The sequence below is a fragment of the Anaerosalibacter bizertensis genome (assembly GCF_009696605.1).
Classification (GTDB): Bacteria; Bacillota; Clostridia; order Tissierellales; family Sporanaerobacteraceae; genus Anaerosalibacter; species Anaerosalibacter bizertensis.
In genome coordinates this window covers 1-21249 of sequence record NZ_VULR01000005.1, presented here as the reverse complement: position 1 = coordinate 21249, position 21249 = coordinate 1, and the positions used below count along the sequence as shown (strand labels likewise).

The 21249-nt window shown below is 29.0% G+C and carries 21 protein-coding genes; 20 read left to right on the top strand and 1 reads right to left on the bottom strand.

Features of this window, described 5'->3' with window-relative positions; genetic code table 11:
* The first annotated feature begins 18 nt into the window (after positions 1-18).
* The 5 genes from FYJ27_RS04690 (at position 19) to FYJ27_RS04670 (ending at position 3973) form a co-directional block, all read left to right on the top strand.
* Positions 19-936, top strand: coding sequence for a PhzF family phenazine biosynthesis protein (locus FYJ27_RS04690; protein WP_195839074.1), 918 nt, complete (start codon positions 19-21; stop codon positions 934-936).
* A 51-nt stretch (positions 937-987) separates the two neighbouring features.
* Entirely contained in the window at positions 988-1281 is a 294-nt protein-coding gene (locus tag FYJ27_RS04685) for a creatininase family protein (protein ID WP_154483701.1), read from the top strand.
* A 216-nt stretch (positions 1282-1497) separates the two neighbouring features.
* The gene (locus FYJ27_RS04680) at positions 1498-1959 is read left to right on the top strand and encodes a ribonuclease H-like YkuK family protein (protein ID WP_154483700.1); all 462 of its coding nucleotides are present in this window, start codon (positions 1498-1500) and stop codon (positions 1957-1959) included.
* Positions 1960-2083: 124 nt separating this feature from the next.
* Complete coding sequence (locus FYJ27_RS04675) at positions 2084-2971, top strand: patatin-like phospholipase family protein (protein ID WP_229775474.1); 888 nt, start codon at positions 2084-2086, stop codon at positions 2969-2971.
* Between the two features lie 57 nt (positions 2972-3028).
* Positions 3029-3973 carry a DUF5700 domain-containing putative Zn-dependent protease gene (locus FYJ27_RS04670; protein ID WP_154483699.1) on the top strand — a complete coding sequence of 315 codons (945 nt, stop codon included), beginning with the start codon at positions 3029-3031 and terminating at the stop codon, positions 3971-3973.
* A 44-nt stretch (positions 3974-4017) separates the two neighbouring features.
* On the opposite strand, the gene FYJ27_RS04665 is transcribed toward FYJ27_RS04670, so the two are convergent.
* Positions 4018-4212 carry a DUF378 domain-containing protein gene (locus FYJ27_RS04665; protein WP_154483698.1) on the bottom strand — a complete coding sequence of 65 codons (195 nt, stop codon included), beginning with the start codon at positions 4210-4212 and terminating at the stop codon, positions 4018-4020.
* A gap of 229 nt (positions 4213-4441) precedes the next feature.
* Between FYJ27_RS04665 and murQ the strand changes: the two genes are divergently transcribed.
* From murQ to FYJ27_RS04590, 15 genes are all read left to right on the top strand, one after another.
* Complete coding sequence (gene murQ, locus FYJ27_RS04660) at positions 4442-5347, top strand: N-acetylmuramic acid 6-phosphate etherase (protein ID WP_154483697.1); 906 nt, start codon at positions 4442-4444, stop codon at positions 5345-5347.
* A 36-nt stretch (positions 5348-5383) separates the two neighbouring features.
* Positions 5384-6736, top strand: coding sequence for a PTS transporter subunit EIIC (locus FYJ27_RS04655; protein WP_154483696.1), 1353 nt, complete (start codon positions 5384-5386; stop codon positions 6734-6736).
* Between the two features lie 86 nt (positions 6737-6822).
* Positions 6823-7869 (top strand): MupG family TIM beta-alpha barrel fold protein, encoded by a 1047-nt coding sequence (locus tag FYJ27_RS04650; protein WP_154483695.1) that lies wholly within the window; start codon positions 6823-6825, stop codon positions 7867-7869.
* 2 nt (positions 7870-7871) lie between these two features.
* The gene (locus FYJ27_RS04645; RefSeq protein ID WP_154483694.1) at positions 7872-8726 is read left to right on the top strand and encodes a MurR/RpiR family transcriptional regulator; all 855 of its coding nucleotides are present in this window, start codon (positions 7872-7874) and stop codon (positions 8724-8726) included.
* Positions 8727-8744: 18 nt separating this feature from the next.
* On the top strand, positions 8745-9227 hold the full coding sequence (locus FYJ27_RS04640; RefSeq protein ID WP_154483693.1) for a PTS sugar transporter subunit IIA: 483 nt from the start codon (positions 8745-8747) through the stop codon (positions 9225-9227).
* A 132-nt stretch (positions 9228-9359) separates the two neighbouring features.
* The gene (locus FYJ27_RS04635) at positions 9360-10460 is read left to right on the top strand and encodes a metallophosphoesterase family protein (protein WP_154483692.1); all 1101 of its coding nucleotides are present in this window, start codon (positions 9360-9362) and stop codon (positions 10458-10460) included.
* A complete protein-coding gene (locus FYJ27_RS04630) occupies positions 10457-13189 on the top strand; it encodes an ATP-binding protein (RefSeq protein WP_154483691.1) in 2733 nt (910 codons plus the stop codon). Before FYJ27_RS04635 ends, FYJ27_RS04630 begins: the two co-directional genes overlap by 4 nt.
* A gap of 88 nt (positions 13190-13277) precedes the next feature.
* Positions 13278-13961 (top strand): metallophosphoesterase, encoded by a 684-nt coding sequence (locus FYJ27_RS04625; RefSeq protein ID WP_154483690.1) that lies wholly within the window; start codon positions 13278-13280, stop codon positions 13959-13961.
* Between the two features lie 30 nt (positions 13962-13991).
* Positions 13992-14726, top strand: coding sequence for a glucosamine-6-phosphate deaminase (gene nagB / locus FYJ27_RS04620; protein ID WP_154483689.1), 735 nt, complete (start codon positions 13992-13994; stop codon positions 14724-14726).
* 34 nt (positions 14727-14760) lie between these two features.
* Positions 14761-15921, top strand: a complete 1161-nt coding sequence (gene nagA / locus FYJ27_RS04615) for an N-acetylglucosamine-6-phosphate deacetylase (protein ID WP_154483688.1) — start codon at positions 14761-14763, stop codon at positions 15919-15921.
* A complete protein-coding gene (locus tag FYJ27_RS04610) occupies positions 15906-16454 on the top strand; it encodes a class IV adenylate cyclase (RefSeq protein WP_154483687.1) in 549 nt (182 codons plus the stop codon). The genes nagA and FYJ27_RS04610 overlap by 16 nt, the downstream gene beginning before the upstream one ends.
* Positions 16455-16550: 96 nt before the next feature.
* Positions 16551-16718 carry a hypothetical protein gene (locus FYJ27_RS04605; RefSeq protein WP_154483686.1) on the top strand — a complete coding sequence of 56 codons (168 nt, stop codon included), beginning with the start codon at positions 16551-16553 and terminating at the stop codon, positions 16716-16718.
* A gap of 132 nt (positions 16719-16850) precedes the next feature.
* Positions 16851-18242 (top strand): TldD/PmbA family protein, encoded by a 1392-nt coding sequence (locus tag FYJ27_RS04600; protein ID WP_154483685.1) that lies wholly within the window; start codon positions 16851-16853, stop codon positions 18240-18242.
* Position 18243: 1 nt separating this feature from the next.
* Complete coding sequence (locus tag FYJ27_RS04595) at positions 18244-19596, top strand: TldD/PmbA family protein (protein ID WP_154483684.1); 1353 nt, start codon at positions 18244-18246, stop codon at positions 19594-19596.
* Positions 19597-19721: 125 nt separating this feature from the next.
* Positions 19722-21110, top strand: coding sequence for a L,D-transpeptidase (locus FYJ27_RS04590; protein ID WP_154483683.1), 1389 nt, complete (start codon positions 19722-19724; stop codon positions 21108-21110).
* Positions 21111-21249: the final 139 nt, after the last annotated feature.

The following is a 21249-nucleotide window of genomic DNA, read 5'->3' as shown; positions in this document are numbered from 1 at the left end:
GAGATAGGGGGAATCGTATTGAAGAGTGTAGAAATTTATCAAGTGGATGCATTTACTAGACAGTCTTTTGGGGGAAATCCTGCTGGTGTTGTAACAGAGGCCAATGGACTTAGTGAAGAAGAAATGCAAAATATTGCTAGAGAAATGAATTGTTCTGAAACAGCCTTTGTACTACCTGCTACAGATTCAAAAGCTGATTTTAAAGTCCGTTTCTTTACTCCATCTGAAGAAGTGGATTTATGCGGCCATGCTACTATAGCAACTTTTCATGCTTTGTTTAAAGAAGGTAAAATAAAATTAGATTCCAAAGAAAAACTTGTATTTCAGGAGACCAAAGCTGGAATACTACCTGTATATCTAATAGCCTCAGATAATGGGGAATTAGATAGGGTAGTTATGGGTCAGACATTGCCTGAAATAATTAGAACTAGTGATGAAGTTTCTGAAATTGCAGATCTATTAGGTCTAAAAGCTTCAGATTTAAAACTAAATAATTTGCCACTACAAGTTGTTTCTACAGGTTTACCTGATATGATGGTGCCAATCAAAGATTTAAATACATTAAAAAAAGCAAGTCCTGATTTTGGTAGGTTGGCAAGATATCAAAAAGAAAAAGGTTTTGTTAGTATTCATGCATTTACTTTTGAAACAGAAGATCCAAATAATGATATTCATACAAGGGATTTTGCACCATCGGTAGAGATTAATGAAGAAGCAGCTACAGGAACAGCAAATGGTGCATTGGCAGCTTATCTAATTGAAAATAAGGCAGTTTCTTTAGAAGAAGAAAAAATAATTATGAGAGTAGAGCAAGGTCATATAATGGATAGACCAAGTGAAATTATTGCAGAAATTTCACATGACAATGGAAAGGTTAAGGATGTAAAAGTTGGAGGTAGTGCAGTTATAGTTATGAAAGGAAAAGTTATGTGGTAATAGTTATAGAAATAAATATTTATCAAATACTGGGAGGTAATTTTTGAAATTATGGAAATAGAAATGAAAAAAATGAATCGGCAAGAATTTAATGATAGAAAAGATGAAGCAGTAGTTATATTACCAATAGGATCATTGGAACAACATGGTCCCCATTTACCACTATCTACAGATACGATTATATCTTATAATTTAGCATTATTATTGGCAAAGGAAGCAAATGGAATAGTACCTCCTTCTGGACTACTGGCAACAGCGAGAACTAGTTCCAAAGAAAAAGGTGAACTAATGACAAAAGAAGTAATTGAAAAGTTTAAAAAAATAGTAAAAGAGGCTTTTGATTAAAGCTAAATATAGTTAATTATAAAGGAGGGAAATGCCTGTTTAGGTATATGCCCTCCTTTTTTCTTTTTATAATTTTTAAAATATTTGTATAGAATATATAGGAAGGATATAATAGAAGTGTAAATAATGTTAACAAAATTCAAACTATTAGCTACAATATCAATTGGGAAAATAAACAAATATTAAAAGTAATAGTTATAGAAAGTAGGGGTGAATATGCATAGTCCAACGTATGGTGAAGTTTCTTATAGGGAAATGATTCAAATTATTAAAAGATTTATATCTAAATCACCTCATAGTAAATATAATATATCTGTTGGTACCGATAGCCAAAATTTTGGTTATACAAAAACTGTAGTAGTTGTAGCTATTCATAGGGTTGGAAATGGTGGAATATTCTTTTATGATATAAGAAAGGTAGAAAAGATTACTAATACTAGTCAGAAGCTATTTTTTGAAACAAGCATGAGTTTAGAAATAGCTAATCTATTGTCAAAAGCATTGAAGGAAGAGGATATAGGTTTGGGAATAAGTATCCATGTAGATGCAGGTAACAATGGAAAAACATCAAAGCTAATTCCAGAGATAGTAGGTTGGATAAAAGCTTGTGGTTTTAACTGTGAAACTAAGCCTAATTCTTATGCAGCTTCTTCTATAGCAGATAAATATTCAAAGTGAGCATATGATTAAAAAAGGATAGTGATGTCACTATCTTTTTTTAATATTGTAATGGGATTATTGATTTTAACGTGAAAATTTGAGAAAATAAGGTAATAAGATGAAAGTTAGAAGGGTGATATAGATGATGGATAAAAATGTAGGACTTGTATTGGAAGGTGGAGGAATGAGAGGAGCTTATACATCAGGGGTATTGGCTGCTTTTATGGATGGGGATATAAGAACTCCTTATGTAATTGGTGTTTCAGCAGGGGCAAGTAATGGGGCAAACTATGTGTCGGGACAGAGAGAAAGAAATAAAAAGGTTTTTGTAGACCATGTAAAAGATAAAGAGTATTCTGGTTTCACACATTGGATTAAGAAAAAAAGTTATTTTAATATGGATTTTTTATATGGTGAACTTCCTAATGAAGTAGTACCTTTTGACTATGAAGCTTTTGATAAATCTAAAGTAGTTTTTAAAGCTTGTGTTACCCATTGCGAAACGGGGAAACCAGTTTATTTTGAAAAAAGCGATTTTGATTCTAAATATTATGGAGAGGTTATACTTAGAGCTTCTAGTAGTTTACCTATTATATCTCAACCTGTAGAAATCAATGGTGAACTATACTACGATGGTGGAATTGTAGACTCTATTCCTATTGAAAAATCCATTGAAGATGGAAATGATTATAATATAATTATACTTACAAGGAATAAAGACTATAGAAAAGGTCCTCAGAAGTTAGGCATAATAAGTAAAAGGTTTTTGAAAAAACATCCTAAACTTTATGAAGCTATTAAAACTAGGCATATTCGTTACAATAAAGTATTGGACAAAATAGATAAATTAGAAGATGAAGGTAAAGTTTTTGTTTTTAGACCTATTGAGGAAATGAAAGTAGATAGATTAGAAAAAGATGTTTCTAAATTAAATGATTTATATGAGCAAGGTTATAGTGAAGCTATGAAACAAATAGATGATTTGAAAAAATGGTTAAATAGTTTAAAAAATAATGTAAAAACATATTGAGTTTTTAGCATACCTCCTTTCTATATTTAGTATACATTTATAGGAAGGAGGTATATTTTGAAGGTAATCACTGACGGAATAGATATTATTATAGATTTTTTAAAAGAGAGTAATTTTAATGAAAAGAAATTTAAAGATTATATATCCTCTCCACAAATGAAAATTTTTTTAAAACATGAAAAAAGATTGAAAAGAGATACAAATAAAAAAAAGATAAAAAATGAGTTGAAAAGAGTATTTTTAAATGAAAAGTATGATGATGATTATGGCTTTTCTATTCTAAAGAGAAATATTGTGCAGTTAGAGAAAGATATTAATTATATAAAAGAGAATGAAAGAGAAATTTTTGAAAGGGTATGTATACAAGTATATGAATATTTACCAAAGAATATAGAAGTAGATCCTAATATAATAATATATCTAGGAGGGTTTGATGGAGGATTTGCTACTTTTACTAAAGATGTCTATGTAAATATAGGAAGATATATTGGAAATTTAAAAGAATTTGAGAAGTTACTTGCTCATGAATGTTATCATGCAAGAAAAATTCCTTTTAAAAGAAAGGTTTCTTTATTTTTTAAAATGAGTTTTTATCCTGAAAAAGCTATGTATGATACTTTAGGGAGAATATTAGAAGAAGGCATAGCTTGTCTTGTACAACATGGTGTTAACTTTTGCAATGACGATCCTATAGGGACTTTAACTAGTAGGGATATGCTTTTAAGTAAGGAGTATTTTGAAATTTTAAATGAATCTCTTTTGTCAATAAAAAATGAAAATCCAGATTATAATTTAATATGTAAGATTAATCCCTATGTTTTAGGTTATATAATATCAAAGACCATTTATAAGCATAAAGGTATTGTTGTTTTAAATGAATGGACTATAAATTTTAACTATAAAGATCCTATAAAAACCTATATAGATATATGTAGAGATAAAGATATTAGCTCAGGATTTAGTACTGAAGTGGAAGAGTGGTTATATGTAATTAGCAAATAGGTAGCTATATATATCCTACCTATTTGCTTTTATAAAACTTATGTCTAAGAAGTTTTTTCTCTATCGGAATAAAATTTAAAAGAATATATTCCTGCTATTCCTACTAAGCTATATATTATTCTACTCAATATTGAACTAGAGCCACCAAAGATATTAGCTACTAAATCAAATTGAAATAATCCAATTAGGCCCCAATTTAAGGCTCCTATTATAACTAAAGTTAAAGCTAATGTATCCATATTTTCACTCCTTTTTTTAGTATAAGAATATTATTCCAATAAAAAAATTTAATATTCAAAAGAAATGAATTTTTAGAATAGAAATAGATGAGTAAATAGCAGGATATTTTTAAATAAAAATGAAACTTTTTTTCATAAACTACAAAAAACATTGAAAAAATATTTCAAACATGCTATAATCTATTTAAAGAAGAAAACGTTATTATATGAAAGAAAGGTGATACTAAATATGGACTTAAATAAATTGATAACAGAAGGAATAAATGAGAATACTCAAAGTATAGACAAAGTATCTACTTTGGAAATGGTAAAAATGATAAATGAAGAAGATAAAAAAGTAGCTCTTGCTATAGAAGAAGTACTTCCTAAAATTGCAGAAGCAATTGATATAATAGCAAAGAAAATTTATGAAGGTGGAAGACTTATATATATAGGTGCAGGAACTAGTGGAAGGATAGGCATATTGGATGCTTCTGAATGTCCGCCTACTTTTGGAGTAGATCCATATTTAGTTCAAGGTCTAATTGCAGGAGGTCATAGAGCTATATTTGAAGCTGTGGAAGGTGCAGAAGATAGTAAGGAATTAGCAAAAGAAGATTTAAAAGAAATAGAATTTACTTCAAAAGATGTTTTAATAGGATTAGCAGCTAGTGGAAGAACACCTTATACAATTGGTGGTTTAGAATATGCTAATGAATTAGGTGGATTCACTGTAGGAATTACATGTAATCCAGATTCAGAACTTTCAAAAGTAGCACAAGTTTCCATTAATCCAATTGTAGGCCCAGAGGTAATATCTGGATCAACAAGATTAAAAGCAGGTACTGCACAAAAGATGGTGCTAAATATGATATCTACAGGAGTTATGGTAAAACTAGGTAAGGTTTATGGAAATTTAATGGTAGATGTAAAGGCACAAAATGCTAAGTTAGTTGAAAGAGCTAAAAGATTGGTTGTTGAGGCAACAGGAACTTCAATAGAAGAAGCTACAAAGGTATTAGAAAAAACCGACTATAATGTAAAATTATCTATATTATTAATAGAAACAAACTTAGATTTAGAAGAAGCAGTTAAAGTATTAAATAACAATAAAGGATATTTAAGTAAAGCTATAGAAGAAGGGCTTTCTAAATAAAGCTTTTATATAAAATCTAAAAAAGGGGGAGTAAAAATGAGTGCAAAGATTTCAAATTTAGGTAATGAAATCCTTCAAAATATTGGAGGAGAAGAAAACATTATCAGTTTTGAAAACTGTATGACAAGGTTAAGAATTTCATTAAAAGATGACTCATTACTTAATAAAGCAAAACTAGAGAAAGTAGAAGGAGTAATGGGGGTTGTAAAATCAGGACAAGAAGTTCAAGTAATAGTTGGACCTGGTACAGCTTCAAAGGTATCAAATTATGTAAAAGAAAACACATCAATTAAGGTTACTGACAATCCAGAATTTGGTCAGGCAGATGAAATGAAAAAGCAAGTTAAAGAGCAATACAAGGCGCCGGGAAGTGGATTTTTAAACAAAATAGCCCAAATCTTTATTCCACTTATTCCAGCATTCATAGGTTCAGGACTTATAATGGGTATTAACAATATTTTAAATACTCAAGGACTTGCAAGTGAAAATGTTATTGGACTATTGGGAGCATTTTCAGGAGCAGTATTTGGATATATGGCAATAATGGTAGGTATGAATGCAGCAAGGGTATTTGGAGCATCAACAGCAATAGGTGGATTAATGGGTGGTATAACAATTTCACCAGTATTAGAAGGAGTAGAATTATTTGGCAGACAATTAGTACCAGGACGTGGAGGAATTATTTCTGTAATATTAGTAGTTTGGTTTGCCTCTGTTATTGAAAAGAAATTAAGGAAATCACTTCCAAGTGTATTGGAATTAATCCTTACACCACTATTAACAATATTAATTTCTGGATTTGCTGCAGTATTAATCTTACAACCTATAGGTGGAGCTATTTCTGATGGTATAGGTGTAGCAGTATCAGGTGCTATTGAAAAAGGTGGAGCATTTACAGGAGCTATACTTGGTGGAACATTCTTACCATTAGTTATGACTGGATTGCATCAAGGGTTGACTCCAATTCATGCCGACTTACTTGATACAACAGGAGTAACTACTTTACTTCCAATTCTAGCTATGGCTGGAGCTGGGCAAGTAGGAGCAAGTTTTGCAGTATTAGCTAGAACTAAAAATAAAAGATTGAAACAAACTATTGGTAGTGCATTGCCAGTTGGAATACTTGGTATTGGCGAGCCACTAATATATGGTGTAACATTACCATTAGGTAAACCATTTTTAGGAGCTTGTATTGGAGGAGCAGTAGGAGGTGCTATAGTTGCACCAGCTAAGGTAGGAGCAATGGGTATGGGTATTTCAGGACTACCACTAGCATTGCTTATTGCACCAGGTGGAGTAGGTAGATTTATATTAGGAATTATAGGTGCTTATGTAGGTGGTTTCATAGCAACATTGATATTAGGTTTTGACGATCCAGTTGAAGAATAAAATTAAAATAGATATATTATTACACAAGGTACTCGGAAGAGTACCTTGTGTAATAATAAAATGATTAATGATTAGGAGTGATTGATTTGATCGGTATATCTGTCTATGCAGGAATGGACAATTCAATTGAAGAAATTGTTGAATATTTAAATAAAGCTCGCAGTTTTGGAGTGCAGACACTATTTACTTCTGCCCATATACCAGAAACTGATGAGAATTTTTTAGAGGATTTAAAAATTCTTTTAGAAGAATCATCAAAATTAGGTTTTACAACTATTATAGATATATCTAAAAATTATTTTGAAAAGTTGGATATGGGTAGATATAAAATAGATTATTTAAGATTAGACTATGGTTTTACATTAGAAGAAGCAGCTAAGATGACAAACGAATATGATTTTGGAATAACAGTAAATGCTACAACCTTTACTTCAGAAGATATAGAGAATTTTATAAAATTTGGTGGAAATGTAGAAAAAATAAATGCTTGTCACAACTTTTATCCAAGGAAAGGGACAGGTATATCTGAAGAATTGTTTATAGAAAGAAATAAAATTTTCCAAAGATATGGTATAAAAACTATGGCTTTCATACCATCAAGGGATGGGAGAAGAGGGCCAGTATATGAAGGATTGCCAACATTAGAGAAGCATAGGGATGTTTTGCCTATGGTTAGTGCTCAGCATCTATTTAAACTAGGTGTAGACTTTGTAGTTATAGGCGATGCTATTGCTTCAGATGAAGAGTTAGAGAGTTTAACTACTTTAGAAAAAGGTGTAAATGTTATTCCTATAAAGTTAAATGACAATTTATCAAAAGTAGAATTGGAACTGTTAAATAGTATTCACACAAATCGTATGGACCCAGGAGAGTATGCCATACGTTCACAAGAATCTAGACTTATAAAGAATGGAGAAATTGTACCAAAGAATAATAGGTTACCAAGGAATAAATATTCTGTTACAATAGATAATAAGGAGTATAAAAGGTATGAAGGAGAATTTCAGATACTAAAGAAAGAACTTCCAGCAGATGAAAGAGTAAATGTAGTGGGGGATTCAGGGGCTGGTAGTATTCTTATAGATTTATTAGAACCAGGGGAGAAATTTAAGTTTTATATAATGGAGGATTAGAAATGAGCCTGTTTTTAAAAATGAACCAAGTAAAGGATCAGTTAACTAATTCAGAACAAAAAATTGCTAGTTGTGTATTAGATGATGAGGAAGAAGTTTATAATTTATCTATTCAAGATTTAGCAAAAAAATGTAATACTAGCCCTTCTAGTATAGTAAGATTTTGCAAAAAAATGGGTTTTGAAGGGTTTCAAGATTTTAAAATAGAACTTGCAAAGGGAATATCCGATTCGAAGAAAAGTCAGAATATAGTCTATGAAGATGTTAGAGTAGATGATACAATTGAAGATATTGTTGGTAAAATTTCAGCAGGGAATATCAAATCTATAGAAAATACTGTGGATTTGTTAGATTATGATGAAGTTGAAAAGGCTGTAGAGGTATTGAATAATGCAAATAATATATTTTTATATGGAGTAGGAGCCTCAGGATTGGTAGCCTTAGATTTCCAATATAAACTCATGCGTATCAGTAGGAATGCTTTTATGTATTTAGACAGTCATACTCAGCTTTCTACAGCAGTAAATATTCAGAAAGATGATGTGGCGGTAGGTATATCCCATAGTGGAAGAACTCTTGAAGTATTTAAAGCAATGGAAATGGCAAATAAAAAAGGTGCTAAAACTATTTCTATTACTAGATATGGGGACAATCCTTTAAGTAATATATCTGATATAAAATTATGTACTGGAGGAATAGAAGGAAATTTAAGAGTAGGAGCTATTGCTTCCAGAATTGCTCAATTAACTGTAATAGATATATTATTTGTAGGATTAGCTAAAAAAGATTTTGGAGCAATTTCGGAGTATTTGAAAGGAACAAGAATGATAGTGGATGATTTTAAAATTAAAAAATAGCAGTAAGGAGGAATTTCTATGTTGAATTTTTTTAAGAAGAAAAGAACTGAAAAAATAATAGCACCTATGACAGGAGAAATAGTACCAATAGAAAATGTTCCTGATAAGGTTTTTTCGGAAAAAATGCTTGGAGATGGTGTGGCTATAGATCCTGCTGAAGGAGTAGTAGTATCACCTGTAGATGGTGAAATAGTGAGTATATTTCCTACTAATCATGCTGTTGGTTTAAAAACTAAAGATGGATTGGAAATATTGATTCATATTGGATTAGATACTGTTGAGTTAAAGGGAAAAGGATTTAAAGGATATGTTGAGCAAAATGATAAAGTTAAAAAAGGTGATTTATTAGTTGAATTTGATATAGATTATGTAAAAGGAGAAGGTAAATCTCCTATTACACCTGTTGTTATAACTAATGGAGATGAATTAAAAGATATAATTAAAAATAGTGGAAAAGTTGAAAAAGGTGAAGATGAAATAATTAGTTTAATTTATGAATAATCTTCAATAAAATAAGAACATAGATAAAAATACCCTAATGTAATAATAAGGGTATTTTTATCTAGTTTAAACATTTTGTGGTATACTCTATTATATACAAATAGTGAAGTTTGGCGTATTGGAGGAAAACAAATGATAAAATGCATACATACTGGAGATTTACATTTAGGTTCTCAGTTTAGAAATGCAAGTTTTGATGGAGTATATGCAAAACAGAGACGTTTGGAAATATGGGAAACCTTTGAAAGAATAGTTGATAGAGCTATAGAAAATAATACAGATTTTTTATTTATTACTGGTGATTTATATGAAGAAAAATATTTTACTATAGGGGATATAAAAAGGGTTAGAGACAAACTGGAAGAAGCAAAAAATACTAATATCATAATTACCACAGGTAATCATGATCCTTTAGGAGAAAATAGTCTTTATAGAAAAGTTGATTGGCCTAAAAATGTACATATATTTGGTTCAAAAGCTGTAGATTTTATAGAATTTAAAGAATTAGATACAGTCATTTGGGGATATAGTTGGGATAAAAAAGAAGAAAAAAAAGATATATTATCAGAAATTGCAATAGAAAAAGAAGAAAAGATAAATATATTACTAATTCATGGAGATTTATTGAATAAGGATTCGGTTTATTTACCTATGGACAAGGAAGTGTTAGAGTCGAAAGGTTTCGACTATGTTGCATTAGGTCATATCCATAAGCCTCAATTTATAACAGATAAAATTTGTTATTGTGGCAGCCCGGAACCTTTAGATTTTGGAGAAATAGGTATACATGGAATAATTGAAGGAACCATTGAAAAGGAAAATGTGACTATGAGCCTTTTTCCCTTATCTAAAAGGTCTTTTATAATTAAAGAAATAAATATTTCTGAAACTATGACTTATAATGAGATACTAGATAAAATTAGAAAATGTGATAACTTTCCTATGAGGAATAAAAATTTATATAGAATAGTTTTAAAGGGAATAAGGGATAGGGATATTGATTTTGATCTAGAAGATTTAGTTGAAGTACTGTCTAGTGAATTTTATTATTTAGAACTTGTTGATAATACTACTCCAGATTATGATTTAGAGAGGCTGGAAATAGAAAATAAAAACAATATTATTGGACTTTTTATTGAGGAAATGAGAAAAAAAGATTTAAATGATGAAATTAACAAAGAAGCACTCTACATTGGTCTAGAAACTCTTCTTAAAGAAAAGGTGATGAAATGATTATTAAACAATTGGATCTTATTTCCTTTGGAAAATTTGAAGAAAAAAGTTTAACTTTAAGTGATGGAATGAACATAATATATGGAAATAATGAGGCAGGAAAAACAACTATTCATAAATTTATCGAAGGAATGTTTTTTGGTTTTTTCAAACCTTATTCAAAGAGGAAAATATATACTAAAGATTATGAAAGATATTTTCCTTGGAATAGTACAGAATATAGAGGAGTTTTAAAGTTTATTCATAAGGGAGAAGTATATAGGATAGAAAGAAATTTTATCAAAGGCTTTGATGAAGTAAAAATATTTGATGATAAAACTGGAGAAGATATAACACATCTATTTGATTATGATCCAGTTTTGAGACTATATTCACCTAGCACTGCGTTAGGATTTAATAGTGTAGTATATAATAATACAATAAATATTAGGCAGTTAGGAAATAAGACAGATAAAATATTGGCTAAAGAAATAAAAGATAGTTTAATTAATATTGGCGGAAGTTTAGATGAGGATATTTCTGTGAAGAATGCAATTGAGGAATTGAATAGGGAAATAAATTTTATAGGTACAGCAGGGCAGAGAAAAACTTCTCCTTATGGAAAGACTGTGGACAGATTAGAAAAATTATATGAAGAAAGAAAAATAGCTTTAAAATATATTGAACAAATAAAAGTTCAAGAGATTCAGTTAAATGATTTAAAAAACAAGGTATCTGCTTTAAAGCAAGAACGAGAGTTTTTAGATAAGAAAATAGACAATATAAAAAGATTAGAAATAAGAGAAAAGTATGAAGAGGCAAAAAAAATTACCAGGGAAATAGACAATTTATATAAAGAAACAGAAAGATTAAAAGAATATTCAAGTCTTAATTTTGACGACTATACTTATTTAATTAGTCTAAAAAAAGAGGAAGATAACTTAAAAAATAATATATATGAGTGGAATGAAGAATTAAAGAATATAAACAATAGCTTAAATGAATTAATAGAAGATTTAAATAGCTTAAAAAAATATAATATTGTAAATGGTGAAGAATTTGAAAATATAATTGAAAAATATAAAGAAATTTATAGGAAAAGAGAAAAATTAGAAGTTGTACAAAATAAAATAAATAATGTTAAAATAGAGAATAAAATATTAGACGAAGAAAATATGAGAGATCTAATAGAGGATGTATATCAGTATGAAGAGATAGAAGAAAAAAAGAATGCTATTTTTTATAAAAAAGAGGATACAAGTGTGCTTTTCCTTAAAACTAGACTAGAAGAAAAAACAAAAGAACTTAAGAAAAAGAAACTATTAAGTTTCGCATCATCTTTAACTATACTTACCTTTATTGCTTTAGGTTTTAAAAATAATTTATTTTTCATATTAATATTGCCAATTTCTTTATTTCTTATTTACAATCTTTATTCAAATAAAGATTCTAAAGCTTATATTGGAAATTTGAATAGACAAATACAACAGCTTGGGGAAAAAGAAAGAGAAAAAAACACAGAATTAGAGAAATTAGACTATGAGATGGATACTATTTTAAAAAAATATAATTGTTCTACAAAAATAGAATTAAAGCGACTTTTAGATGAAAATTATGAAGCTAGTTTAAATATTAAAAATAGGGATAAAGCATTTAAGTTATTAAAAGAAGAAGAGGAAATTTTAATTAAAAAAATAGCTGAGATTGAAGATGAATTAAAGGATTTTAATATTTTATTAAAAGTTGAAGAAGACTTTACTATTGAAGATATAAAAAATATTGAAAGAAAATATTTTGAATTTATTACTAAAAAAGACAAGGAATCTGAATTATTAAAAGAGCAAAAAGAATTAAGGGATAAGATAAATGGTTGTCATATAGAATTAGGACAGATATCTAAAGATATAGAAGAAATTTTTTCAAAAAATTGCTCTTCTAGTATTGAAGAATTTAAAGAAGGTCTTATAAAAAAAGAAAAATATAATAATTTTATAAAGGATATAGAGAGTAAGGAATTATTGTTAAATAAAATTTTGGGTAATAATAATTTAGAGTATTTAAAAAAAGAGTCTATTTTAATAAATAAAGATTTAGAATATGATCATAAACTTTTAGAAAAGGATAGTTTATTAAATAGTTTAAAAGATGTAGATAATAGACTATCTGAAAAACAAAAAAATATGACTAGAATCGAAGAAAGAATCAACAGTTTATTTAAGAATTTTAGACCTTTAGTAGAAATAGATGAAGATATTTTAAGAAAAGAAAAATCAAAAAAAGAGTATGAAAAAAGACTAAAATCTTTAACATTAGCAAGAGATACTATTGAAAAAATATCTAAAAATATACAAAGGGATTTTGCTCCTACTCTAAACAAGAAAGTAAGCGACACTATATCTATAGTTACTGAAGATAAATATAAAGAGGTTAAAATAAATGAAAAAATGGATATTTCTGTAGTGGAACCTGAGAGCAATGCATTAGTAGATATAGGTAGATTGAGTGGTGGCACTATGGATCAAATATATTTTGCCACAAGATTTAGTATCGCAGATATTTTGAAAGAAGAAAAAACCCCACTAATATTAGATGATTGTTTTATACAGTATGATAAAAATAGACTTGAAAATATCTTGAAATTTTTAATAAGAGAAAGTAAGAAAAGACAAATTATTTTATTTACTTGCCATACAAGAGAAAAGGATATACTAGATAGAAATAATAGTGAATTCAACTACTTAAATTTATAGGTTAAAGAGTTACCTTAACCTATTGGAACTGTAAAAATAGCCATTTGGGGGTTAAAGTTAAACTTTAACATTAACTGAGGTGAAATAAATGATATATGGAATAGGAGATTTGCATCTAGACTATTCTAGAGAAAAACCTATGGATATATTTGGAGAAAACTGGGTAGGTCATGAGGAAAAAATATTTGAAAACTGGGAAGAAAAAATAACTGATGAAGATTTAGTACTTATACCAGGAGATATATCATGGGCATTAAAACTAGACCAAGCGTATAATGATTTGAAAAAAGTCAATGAACTTCCAGGCAAAAAGGTCATAACTAAAGGAAATCATGATTATTGGTGGGAAAGTAAGAAGAAAATGAATTCTTTAGAACTTGATACTATATTTTTTCTTCAAAATGATAGCTATTCCTATAAAAATATAGACATAGTTGGCAGTAGAGGTTGGAAACCTAAGGATAGTGAAGATTTCACAGAGCATGATGAAAAAATGTACAATAGGGAATTAAATAGACTAAATTTATCTTTAAATTCTATCAGAGGTAGACCAGATAAGATTATAGCAATGCTTCACTATCCACCCTTCAATTTAGATTCTTCTCCAAATGAATTTGTTTATTTAATGAAAGAATATAATGTAGATATTTGTATCTATGGTCATCTTCATTCAGAAGGTCATAGATATGTAGTTGAAGATGTAATTGAAGGTATACAGTTTTTATGTGTATCTAGTGATTATATAGATTTTAATCCATTAAAAATTTATTAGATACATTTAATATATAAGGAGGAATTAAACATGAAAATTATTATTGAAAAAAACTATTCAGATTTAAGTAAAAAAGCTGCAGATATTATAGAGAAAGAAATAAAAAATAAGCCGAATTTAATCCTAGGCTTGGCTACAGGAAGTACACCTGTAGGGACTTATAAAGAGCTTATTAGAAGACATAAAGAAGAAGGTCTAGATTTTGCTAAAGTTACTACATTCAATCTAGATGAATATTTAGGAATTCCTCATGATCATATAAATAGTTATCATTATTTTATGTATGATAATCTTTTTAAACATATTAATATAGATGAAGATAATATTAATATTCCAAATGGAAATCCAGAAAATGTAGAAGAATATTGTAAATCTTATGATGAAGATATTGAAAAACAAGGTGGAATAGATTTACAAATATTAGGAATAGGAGAAAATGGACATATAGCTTTTAATGAGCCAGATGATAAACTTTATTTAGGAACCCATATAACAGATTTAACAGAATCTACAATAAGAGCTAATGCAAGATTTTTTGATTCTATAGAAGAAGTACCTAAAAAAGCTATAACTATGGGACTAGGAAGTATAATGAAGGCTAAAAAAATACTTCTTTTAGCTAATGGAAAAAATAAAGCCAATATAATTGGAAAATTATTAAAAGATGAGGTTGTATCAACTTACAATCCTGCTTCTTTACTATTATTACATCCAGATGTAACCATAATATTAGATGAAGAATCAGCAAGTGAATATCTAAAATAGAAAACTGTATTCAAAGGGATAGGGAGAGAGTTAAATGAAAGTATTGATTAAAAATGTAAATATAGTAACGCCTTATGAGATAATATATGGACATGGAGTTTTAATTGAAAAAGGTGTTATTAAAAGAATTGATAAAGAAGAAAACTTTAAGAGAGAAAATGTAGATAATGTAATTGATGGTCAACATAATTTTTTAGCTCCAGGTTTTATAGATATACACAATCATGGAAACTCAGGTTATGATTTCATGGATTCTACAGAAGAAGCTATAGATAATATTGCAGATTTTCATTTGCAAAATGGAGTTACGTCATTTCTAGGAACTATAATTACATCTTCTTGTGAAGATATGAAAAAAGCTATCCAAAATATTGTAGATTACAAAAATAAAGAAATAAAATCTAAAATAATTGGAATCCATTTAGAAGGCCCTTTCTTTTCCATGGAAAAGAAAGGGGCTCAACCTGCCAAACATATTAAAGGCCCTGATTTAAATGGAATAAAAGAACTAGAGGAATTATCAAATGGAATGCTTAAAGTAGTTTCTATTGCACCAGAATTAGAAGGGGCTAGTTCAGTTATTAGATATTTAAAATCTAAAAATATAATTTCCGCTATGGCTCATAGCAATGCAACCTTTGAACAAGCAAAAAAAGGGGTACATGAAGGCATAACACTAGCTACCCATTTATATAATGGTATGAGAAGTTTTTCTCATAGGGAGCCAGGAATAATAGGTGTTTCTTTAACAGATGATAGGGTATATTGTGAAATCATATATGATAGAATACATCTTCATGATGGAAGTGTAGATATAGCTTTAAGAACAAAGGGAGTTGAAAAAATCATTCTAGTATCTGATGCTATGAGAGCTGCAGGGCTTGATGATGGAGAATATGAACTAGGAGGACAAAAAGTATTGGTAAAAAAAGGTGAAGCAAGGCTTGAAAGTGGTGCATTGGCTGGTTCCACCCTTAATTTGAGAGATGCAGTTTATAATATGGTATATAAGAAAAATGTACCTATTCATGAAGCAGTAAGAATGGCTAGTTTAAACTCAGCTAAAGCAATAGGTGTAGATAATAAAAAAGGTAGCATAGAAGTCGGAAAAGATGCAGATTTAATATTGTTTGATAGGGAAATAAACATACTGGCTTCAATGGTAGGAGGAAAGACTATATGGCTAAAGAATTAGAAGTTAAGGTATTAAATATTGATAAAGAAAGTATAGAAAAGCAATTAATTGGAATAGGAGCTTCTCTAATAAGTCGAGAAGAACAAATAAATTATTTATTAGATTCAAAGGAAAATAAAATTCAAAATGAACATGACAGTTATTTAAGACTTAGAGAAAAGAAAGATTTAGAAACTGGAAAAGTAGATTATATTTTTACTCTTAAAGAAAATGTTGCAAGGGATGGTATTAGAGAAAATATAGAGATAAACACTAAAGTAGAAAATAAAAATGCTCTATTATATATATTAGAAGTCTTAGGAGTTCACACAATAAGTAAAGGATTTAAAGAAAGAATTTCTTATAAATATAATGATATAAGATTTGATATAGATACTTGGGACAAAGATACCTATCCATATACTTATATGGAAATTGAAGTAGAGAAAGAAGAAGATTTAAATAAAGCTATTAAAATTTTAAATATAGATGAAAAAAATATTTCAACTAAATCTATAGTTGAATTGAGAGAAGACCTAGGTTTGAATGACTAGGCCTTTTTTATTTATTTTAAGCTAACAAAGTTAGTAACCAAAACTCATTATTTGAATAGTATATAATGAATAGTTTAAAATAAAGGAGGTTTAGTCATGCTTCAAGATATCTTTGCAAATATATTTGGTGGGGACAATGAAATGCTATTGCTTCTTTTAATAATCTTATTATTGTTTTCTGGGGATTCAGATTGGTTCCATGGTGGCTTTGATGAAACATTTATTTTCTTATTCTTCATATTAATATTATTTTCCGGCTTCTAGAAATAAATGTACTTAATTTAATATCAATCTTGACACAGTAGAAAAAATCTACTGTGTTAATTTTTTATTTTAAAAGGAAAAAAGCTTTCAGTGTCGAAATATATTATATTAGATATATAGGGGGGATTTAGTTTGCTAAATAAAAAAACTATAGAAAATGTATTATATGCAGCACTATCTACTGGAGGAGATTTTGCTGAGATCTTTGTAGAAGATAAGTATACTACAAATATGAAAATGATAGGAGGAATACTTGAAGACAGTATTTCAGGGAGAGATTATGGTGTTGGTATAAGGATATTTAATGGATTTAACAGTATTTATGCCTATACCAATGATTCTACAGAAGAAAACTTAATCAAAGTTGCTAAAGAAGCTGCATTAGCAATAAACTTAGATAAAAAGAATATTGTTTTAAATCTTATGAAAAATGATGTAAAAAATAATAATAAAATAATAACATTGCCTAGATCTGTGGAAAAAGCAAAGAAAATAGAAATTATGAAAAATGGATATCTAAGTGCTAAAAACTATGATGAGGTTATATCTCAAGTTACAGTTAGCTATTTAGATGAGGAACAAAATGTACTTATAGCTAATTCAGAAGGTTTAATGGCAGAAGATAAGAGGGTAAGGACAAGAATGGCTATTCAATCAGTAGCTACAAAATCTGGGGAAATGCAAATAGGTTTTTCAGCTCCAGGAGCATCTATGGGATTTGAGTTTTACGAAAACATAGATATAGAGGAACATGGTAGAGAAGCTTCTAGAATAGCGAAAACTATGATCGATGCAGAATTTTGTCCAAGTGGCAAAATGCCTGTAGTTATACACAATGGATTTGGGGGAGTGTTATTCCATGAAGCTTGTGGTCATGGATTAGAAGCAACTTCTGTAGCTAAGAATACATCGGTTTTCTCCAATAAATTAAATGAAAAAGTAGCATCTTCAGTAGTTACAGCTATAGATGATGGGACTATTCCTAATGAATGGGGAACTACAAATATTGATGATGAAGGGACTCCAACTAGGAAAAACCTTCTTATAGAAAATGGTATATTAAAAGGATATTTAGTAGATAAGTTAAATGGAAGAAGAATGGACTATGAGCCTACAGGTTCATCCAGAAGACAGTCCTATAAGCTTCCTCCAACTTCTAGGATGAACAATACGTATATTGCAAATGGAAAATCTACCTTTGAAGAAATAATCTCTAATACTGAAAGTGGATTGTTTGCAAAGAAACTTGGAGGTGGCAGTGTAAATCCAGCAACAGGGGATTTCAATTTTGCAGTAATGGAAGGATATTTAATAGAAAATGGAAAGATAACTAAACCAGTAAGAGGAGCTACTCTTATAGGAAATGGAACAGAAGTATTGGATAAAATAGATATGGTTGGAAATAACCTTAAACTAGCTCAAGGAATGTGTGGCTCTGTAAGTGGGCTTGTACCAGTGAATGTAGGACAACCAACAATAAGGGTTAAAAACCTAACAGTAGGTGGAAGAAAGGGGGATGAATAGAATGGAATATAATTCTATAATAGAAAAAATATTTGAAAGTGGAAAAGGTTCCCTAGAGGATATGGAAGTATTTATTGAAAACGGGAAAGAAATAGAAATAGATGTATTTGAAGGAGAATTAAATAAATACAATATTGCAGAAAGTGGAGGGCTTTCTCTTAGAGGAATATCAAATGGAAAGATGGGTTATTCTTATACTGAAAAAATAGATGAAAGCTCAATAGATTTAATTATTAATGATGTTATAGAAAATAGTAAATATATAGATTCTCCAGATAAAGAAGAGATTTTTTCTGGTTCTAGTAAATATGAAGAAGTAGAGCTATATAATGAAAATCTTAGCCAGGTATCTTTAGAAAAGAAAATAGATTTTGTAAAAGCTTTAGAGAAAGAAGCACTATCCTTAGATGAGAGAGTAGTTTCAGTCTCTGGTTGTAGTTATGGAGAAGTAGAACAACATAGGATTTTGCAAAATACAAAAGGTGTAGATTTAGAAGAAAAGAAAAATATAGCTTATTGTTATATATCAGTAGTAGTTAAGGAGAATGAAGATATAAAAACTGGATCCAGCTATATAATATCCAATGATTTTTCAGATTATGATTATAAATCCCTAGCAAAAGAAGCAGTGGAAGAAGGATTATCAATGCTAGGTGCTAAATCTATAGAATCAGGAAATTATCCTATTATATTTAGAAATGATGTATTTGCCAATATTTTAGAAACTTTTGTGCCTGTTTTTTCAGCTGAAAACGTACAAAAGGGATTATCACTATTGAAAGATAGAATAGATAGTGAAATAGCATCTCCTATTCTTACTTTGTCAGATGATCCATTTATAAAAGACGGAGTGGCTTCTAGAGCCTTTGATGATGAGGGAATGGCAACTAAGTTTAAAAAAGTAATAGACAAAGGTACATTAAAAACTTATTTTTATAATTGGAAAACTGCTAAAAAAGATAGAGTAAGTTCTACAGGTAATGGATATAGAGGTTCTTATAAATCATCCCTATCTATTGCACCAACCAATCTATATGTAGAAAGTGGCAAGGATTCATTTGAAGATTTAATTAAAAGTATAGATCATGGATTATTAATAATAGATGTACAAGGATTGCACTCAGGAGCAAATGCAGTATCGGGAGATTACTCATTATCTGCTTATGGATATGAAATAGAAGGTGGAAAAATAAAGAGACCAGTAAATCAAATAACTATTGCAGGAAACTTTTATGATACATTAAAAAATATAGAAAAAATAGGAAATGACTTGAAATTCGTTTTACCTGGTATGGGTGGACAAGTAGGATCACCGTCTGTAAAGGTCAAAAGTTTATCTGTATCAGGTGAATAATGGAATAAAAAAGGGCCCATTTTGAAAGGGCCTTTTTTTATGAATTTAATTAGCATTTAAGCGGAATAATATAAGCAATAGTAAAGATATCATATAAAAATTTTAAAAAGAGGAGGTATTTGAAAATGAAAAAAACTAGTATGTATTTAACCTGTATTTTGCTACTTAGTATTCTAATGACATCTTGCTCTCCTAAGCAGGATTTAAAACCTAATGTTGAAAATCCTCCTGTAGAAAATGAAGAAAAAGTAGGAGAGAGTTCGGAATACAGTGAAGATGATATAGAACCTTATGTCAATTTTTTTAGTATAAAAGATGATAACAAGATAACAGAAAAGGCTTTAAAAGAAAGAAATATTGATTATCTATTAAGTGAGGATAATTTATTATCAAATAAAGAGTTAATTGCCAATTTTAGTGCAGGAAATCTTAAAGTAAATAAAACCTTTAATACTGGAGTACCAAAAGAAGTAGATGTAGATTTGGCTTATAGAAAATATTTAATGCCCTATGACTATTGTCTGATTAATAAAGATGGGGTCAATATATACAATACCCCTTCTTTTGGAGGAAATGTAATAGGTAAAGGAAATACCTTTGATAAACTAAAACTTGTAAACGAAGTAAAAGGTGAAACAATAAAAGATACCGGTTCTGATAAATGGTTTGGTGTATCTTGGTATAATAAAGATGGCAAGATGCTTTATGGATTCATACCTGAAGGTGTTAGTCAAATAAGAAGTTTTAGGTTTGATAATATGTATAGTTCAATCAAGGAATTAGAAAATGAATTAACAAAATATAAATATGGATATATATCAAATTATAAAGATGTAAATGGCTCCCCACCTTTAATTAACGGAAAGGCAATGGATAAATATGGTATGCAGGCCTATCAAAGTGCACCAGCATATATTGATTTAAATAATGAGAACAATTTTAGATATTTCCCCGATGGAATAATAGTTTTTATTTTAGGGGAAGAAAAAGGTTATTTCAAAGTAAAGAGCTTGGACTATGAAGGGGAATATTGGGTTCCAAAAAAATATATTTCTTTTGACAATAATTTAGATAGTTTTTCAAAAGCTGTAGTAGTTGATACTACAAATCAAAATCAAGGTGTATTTGAAAAAAGAGGTGATAAATGGACATTGATATCCTATACTTTAGCAACTACGGGAGTCAAGGAAAAACGTAAATTTGAAACACCAATAGGAAAATTCAAAGCTTTAGAAAAGAAAGATAGGTTTTATTATTTAGATGATAATACTAGACAGATATCAGGATATGCTCCTTATGCAGTTAGATTTGCCCAAGGTGCTTATATACATGGAATTCCTGTAGATTTTGTTAAAAAGGATGGAAAAAATGTAGATCCAGGTATAAAAGAATATTTATTTACTATAGGAACCATGCCTAGATCTCATAAATGTGTTAGAAATTATACTAGCCATGCTAAATTTATATATAACTGGGCAGATCCTAATGATACTGCAGTTATAACAATAAAATAAACATATAAAAAAGGGGCTGTTTCATAACTGATTTATCAGTTATGAAATGCCTCTTTTTTTATGTTCAAGTTAACAACTGAAGTACCTAAGTTTCTATAAATTCAAATATATTTTTCTTAGTCTAATTTTAGGTATAGCA

Coding starts and splice junctions, on each gene's coding strand:
- FYJ27_RS04610 (WP_154483687.1), top strand. CDS start 15,906: ATGGCTAAAGAATTAGAAGTTAAGGTATTAAATATTGATAAAGAAAGT.
- nagB (WP_154483689.1), top strand. CDS start 13,992: ATGAAAATTATTATTGAAAAAAACTATTCAGATTTAAGTAAAAAAGCT.
- FYJ27_RS04625 (WP_154483690.1), top strand. CDS start 13,278: ATGATATATGGAATAGGAGATTTGCATCTAGACTATTCTAGAGAAAAA.
- FYJ27_RS04675 (WP_229775474.1), top strand. CDS start 2,084: ATGATGGATAAAAATGTAGGACTTGTATTGGAAGGTGGAGGAATGAGA.
- FYJ27_RS04640 (WP_154483693.1), top strand. CDS start 8,745: ATGTTGAATTTTTTTAAGAAGAAAAGAACTGAAAAAATAATAGCACCT.
- FYJ27_RS04590 (WP_154483683.1), top strand. CDS start 19,722: ATGAAAAAAACTAGTATGTATTTAACCTGTATTTTGCTACTTAGTATT.
- FYJ27_RS04635 (WP_154483692.1), top strand. CDS start 9,360: ATGATAAAATGCATACATACTGGAGATTTACATTTAGGTTCTCAGTTT.
- nagA (WP_154483688.1), top strand. CDS start 14,761: ATGAAAGTATTGATTAAAAATGTAAATATAGTAACGCCTTATGAGATA.
- FYJ27_RS04665 (WP_154483698.1), bottom strand. CDS start 4,212: ATGGATACATTAGCTTTAACTTTAGTTATAATAGGAGCCTTAAATTGG.
- FYJ27_RS04645 (WP_154483694.1), top strand. CDS start 7,872: ATGAGCCTGTTTTTAAAAATGAACCAAGTAAAGGATCAGTTAACTAAT.
- FYJ27_RS04680 (WP_154483700.1), top strand. CDS start 1,498: ATGCATAGTCCAACGTATGGTGAAGTTTCTTATAGGGAAATGATTCAA.
- murQ (WP_154483697.1), top strand. CDS start 4,442: ATGGACTTAAATAAATTGATAACAGAAGGAATAAATGAGAATACTCAA.
- FYJ27_RS04630 (WP_154483691.1), top strand. CDS start 10,457: ATGATTATTAAACAATTGGATCTTATTTCCTTTGGAAAATTTGAAGAA.
- FYJ27_RS04605 (WP_154483686.1), top strand. CDS start 16,551: ATGCTTCAAGATATCTTTGCAAATATATTTGGTGGGGACAATGAAATG.
- FYJ27_RS04655 (WP_154483696.1), top strand. CDS start 5,384: ATGAGTGCAAAGATTTCAAATTTAGGTAATGAAATCCTTCAAAATATT.
- FYJ27_RS04685 (WP_154483701.1), top strand. CDS start 988: ATGGAAATAGAAATGAAAAAAATGAATCGGCAAGAATTTAATGATAGA.
- FYJ27_RS04595 (WP_154483684.1), top strand. CDS start 18,244: ATGGAATATAATTCTATAATAGAAAAAATATTTGAAAGTGGAAAAGGT.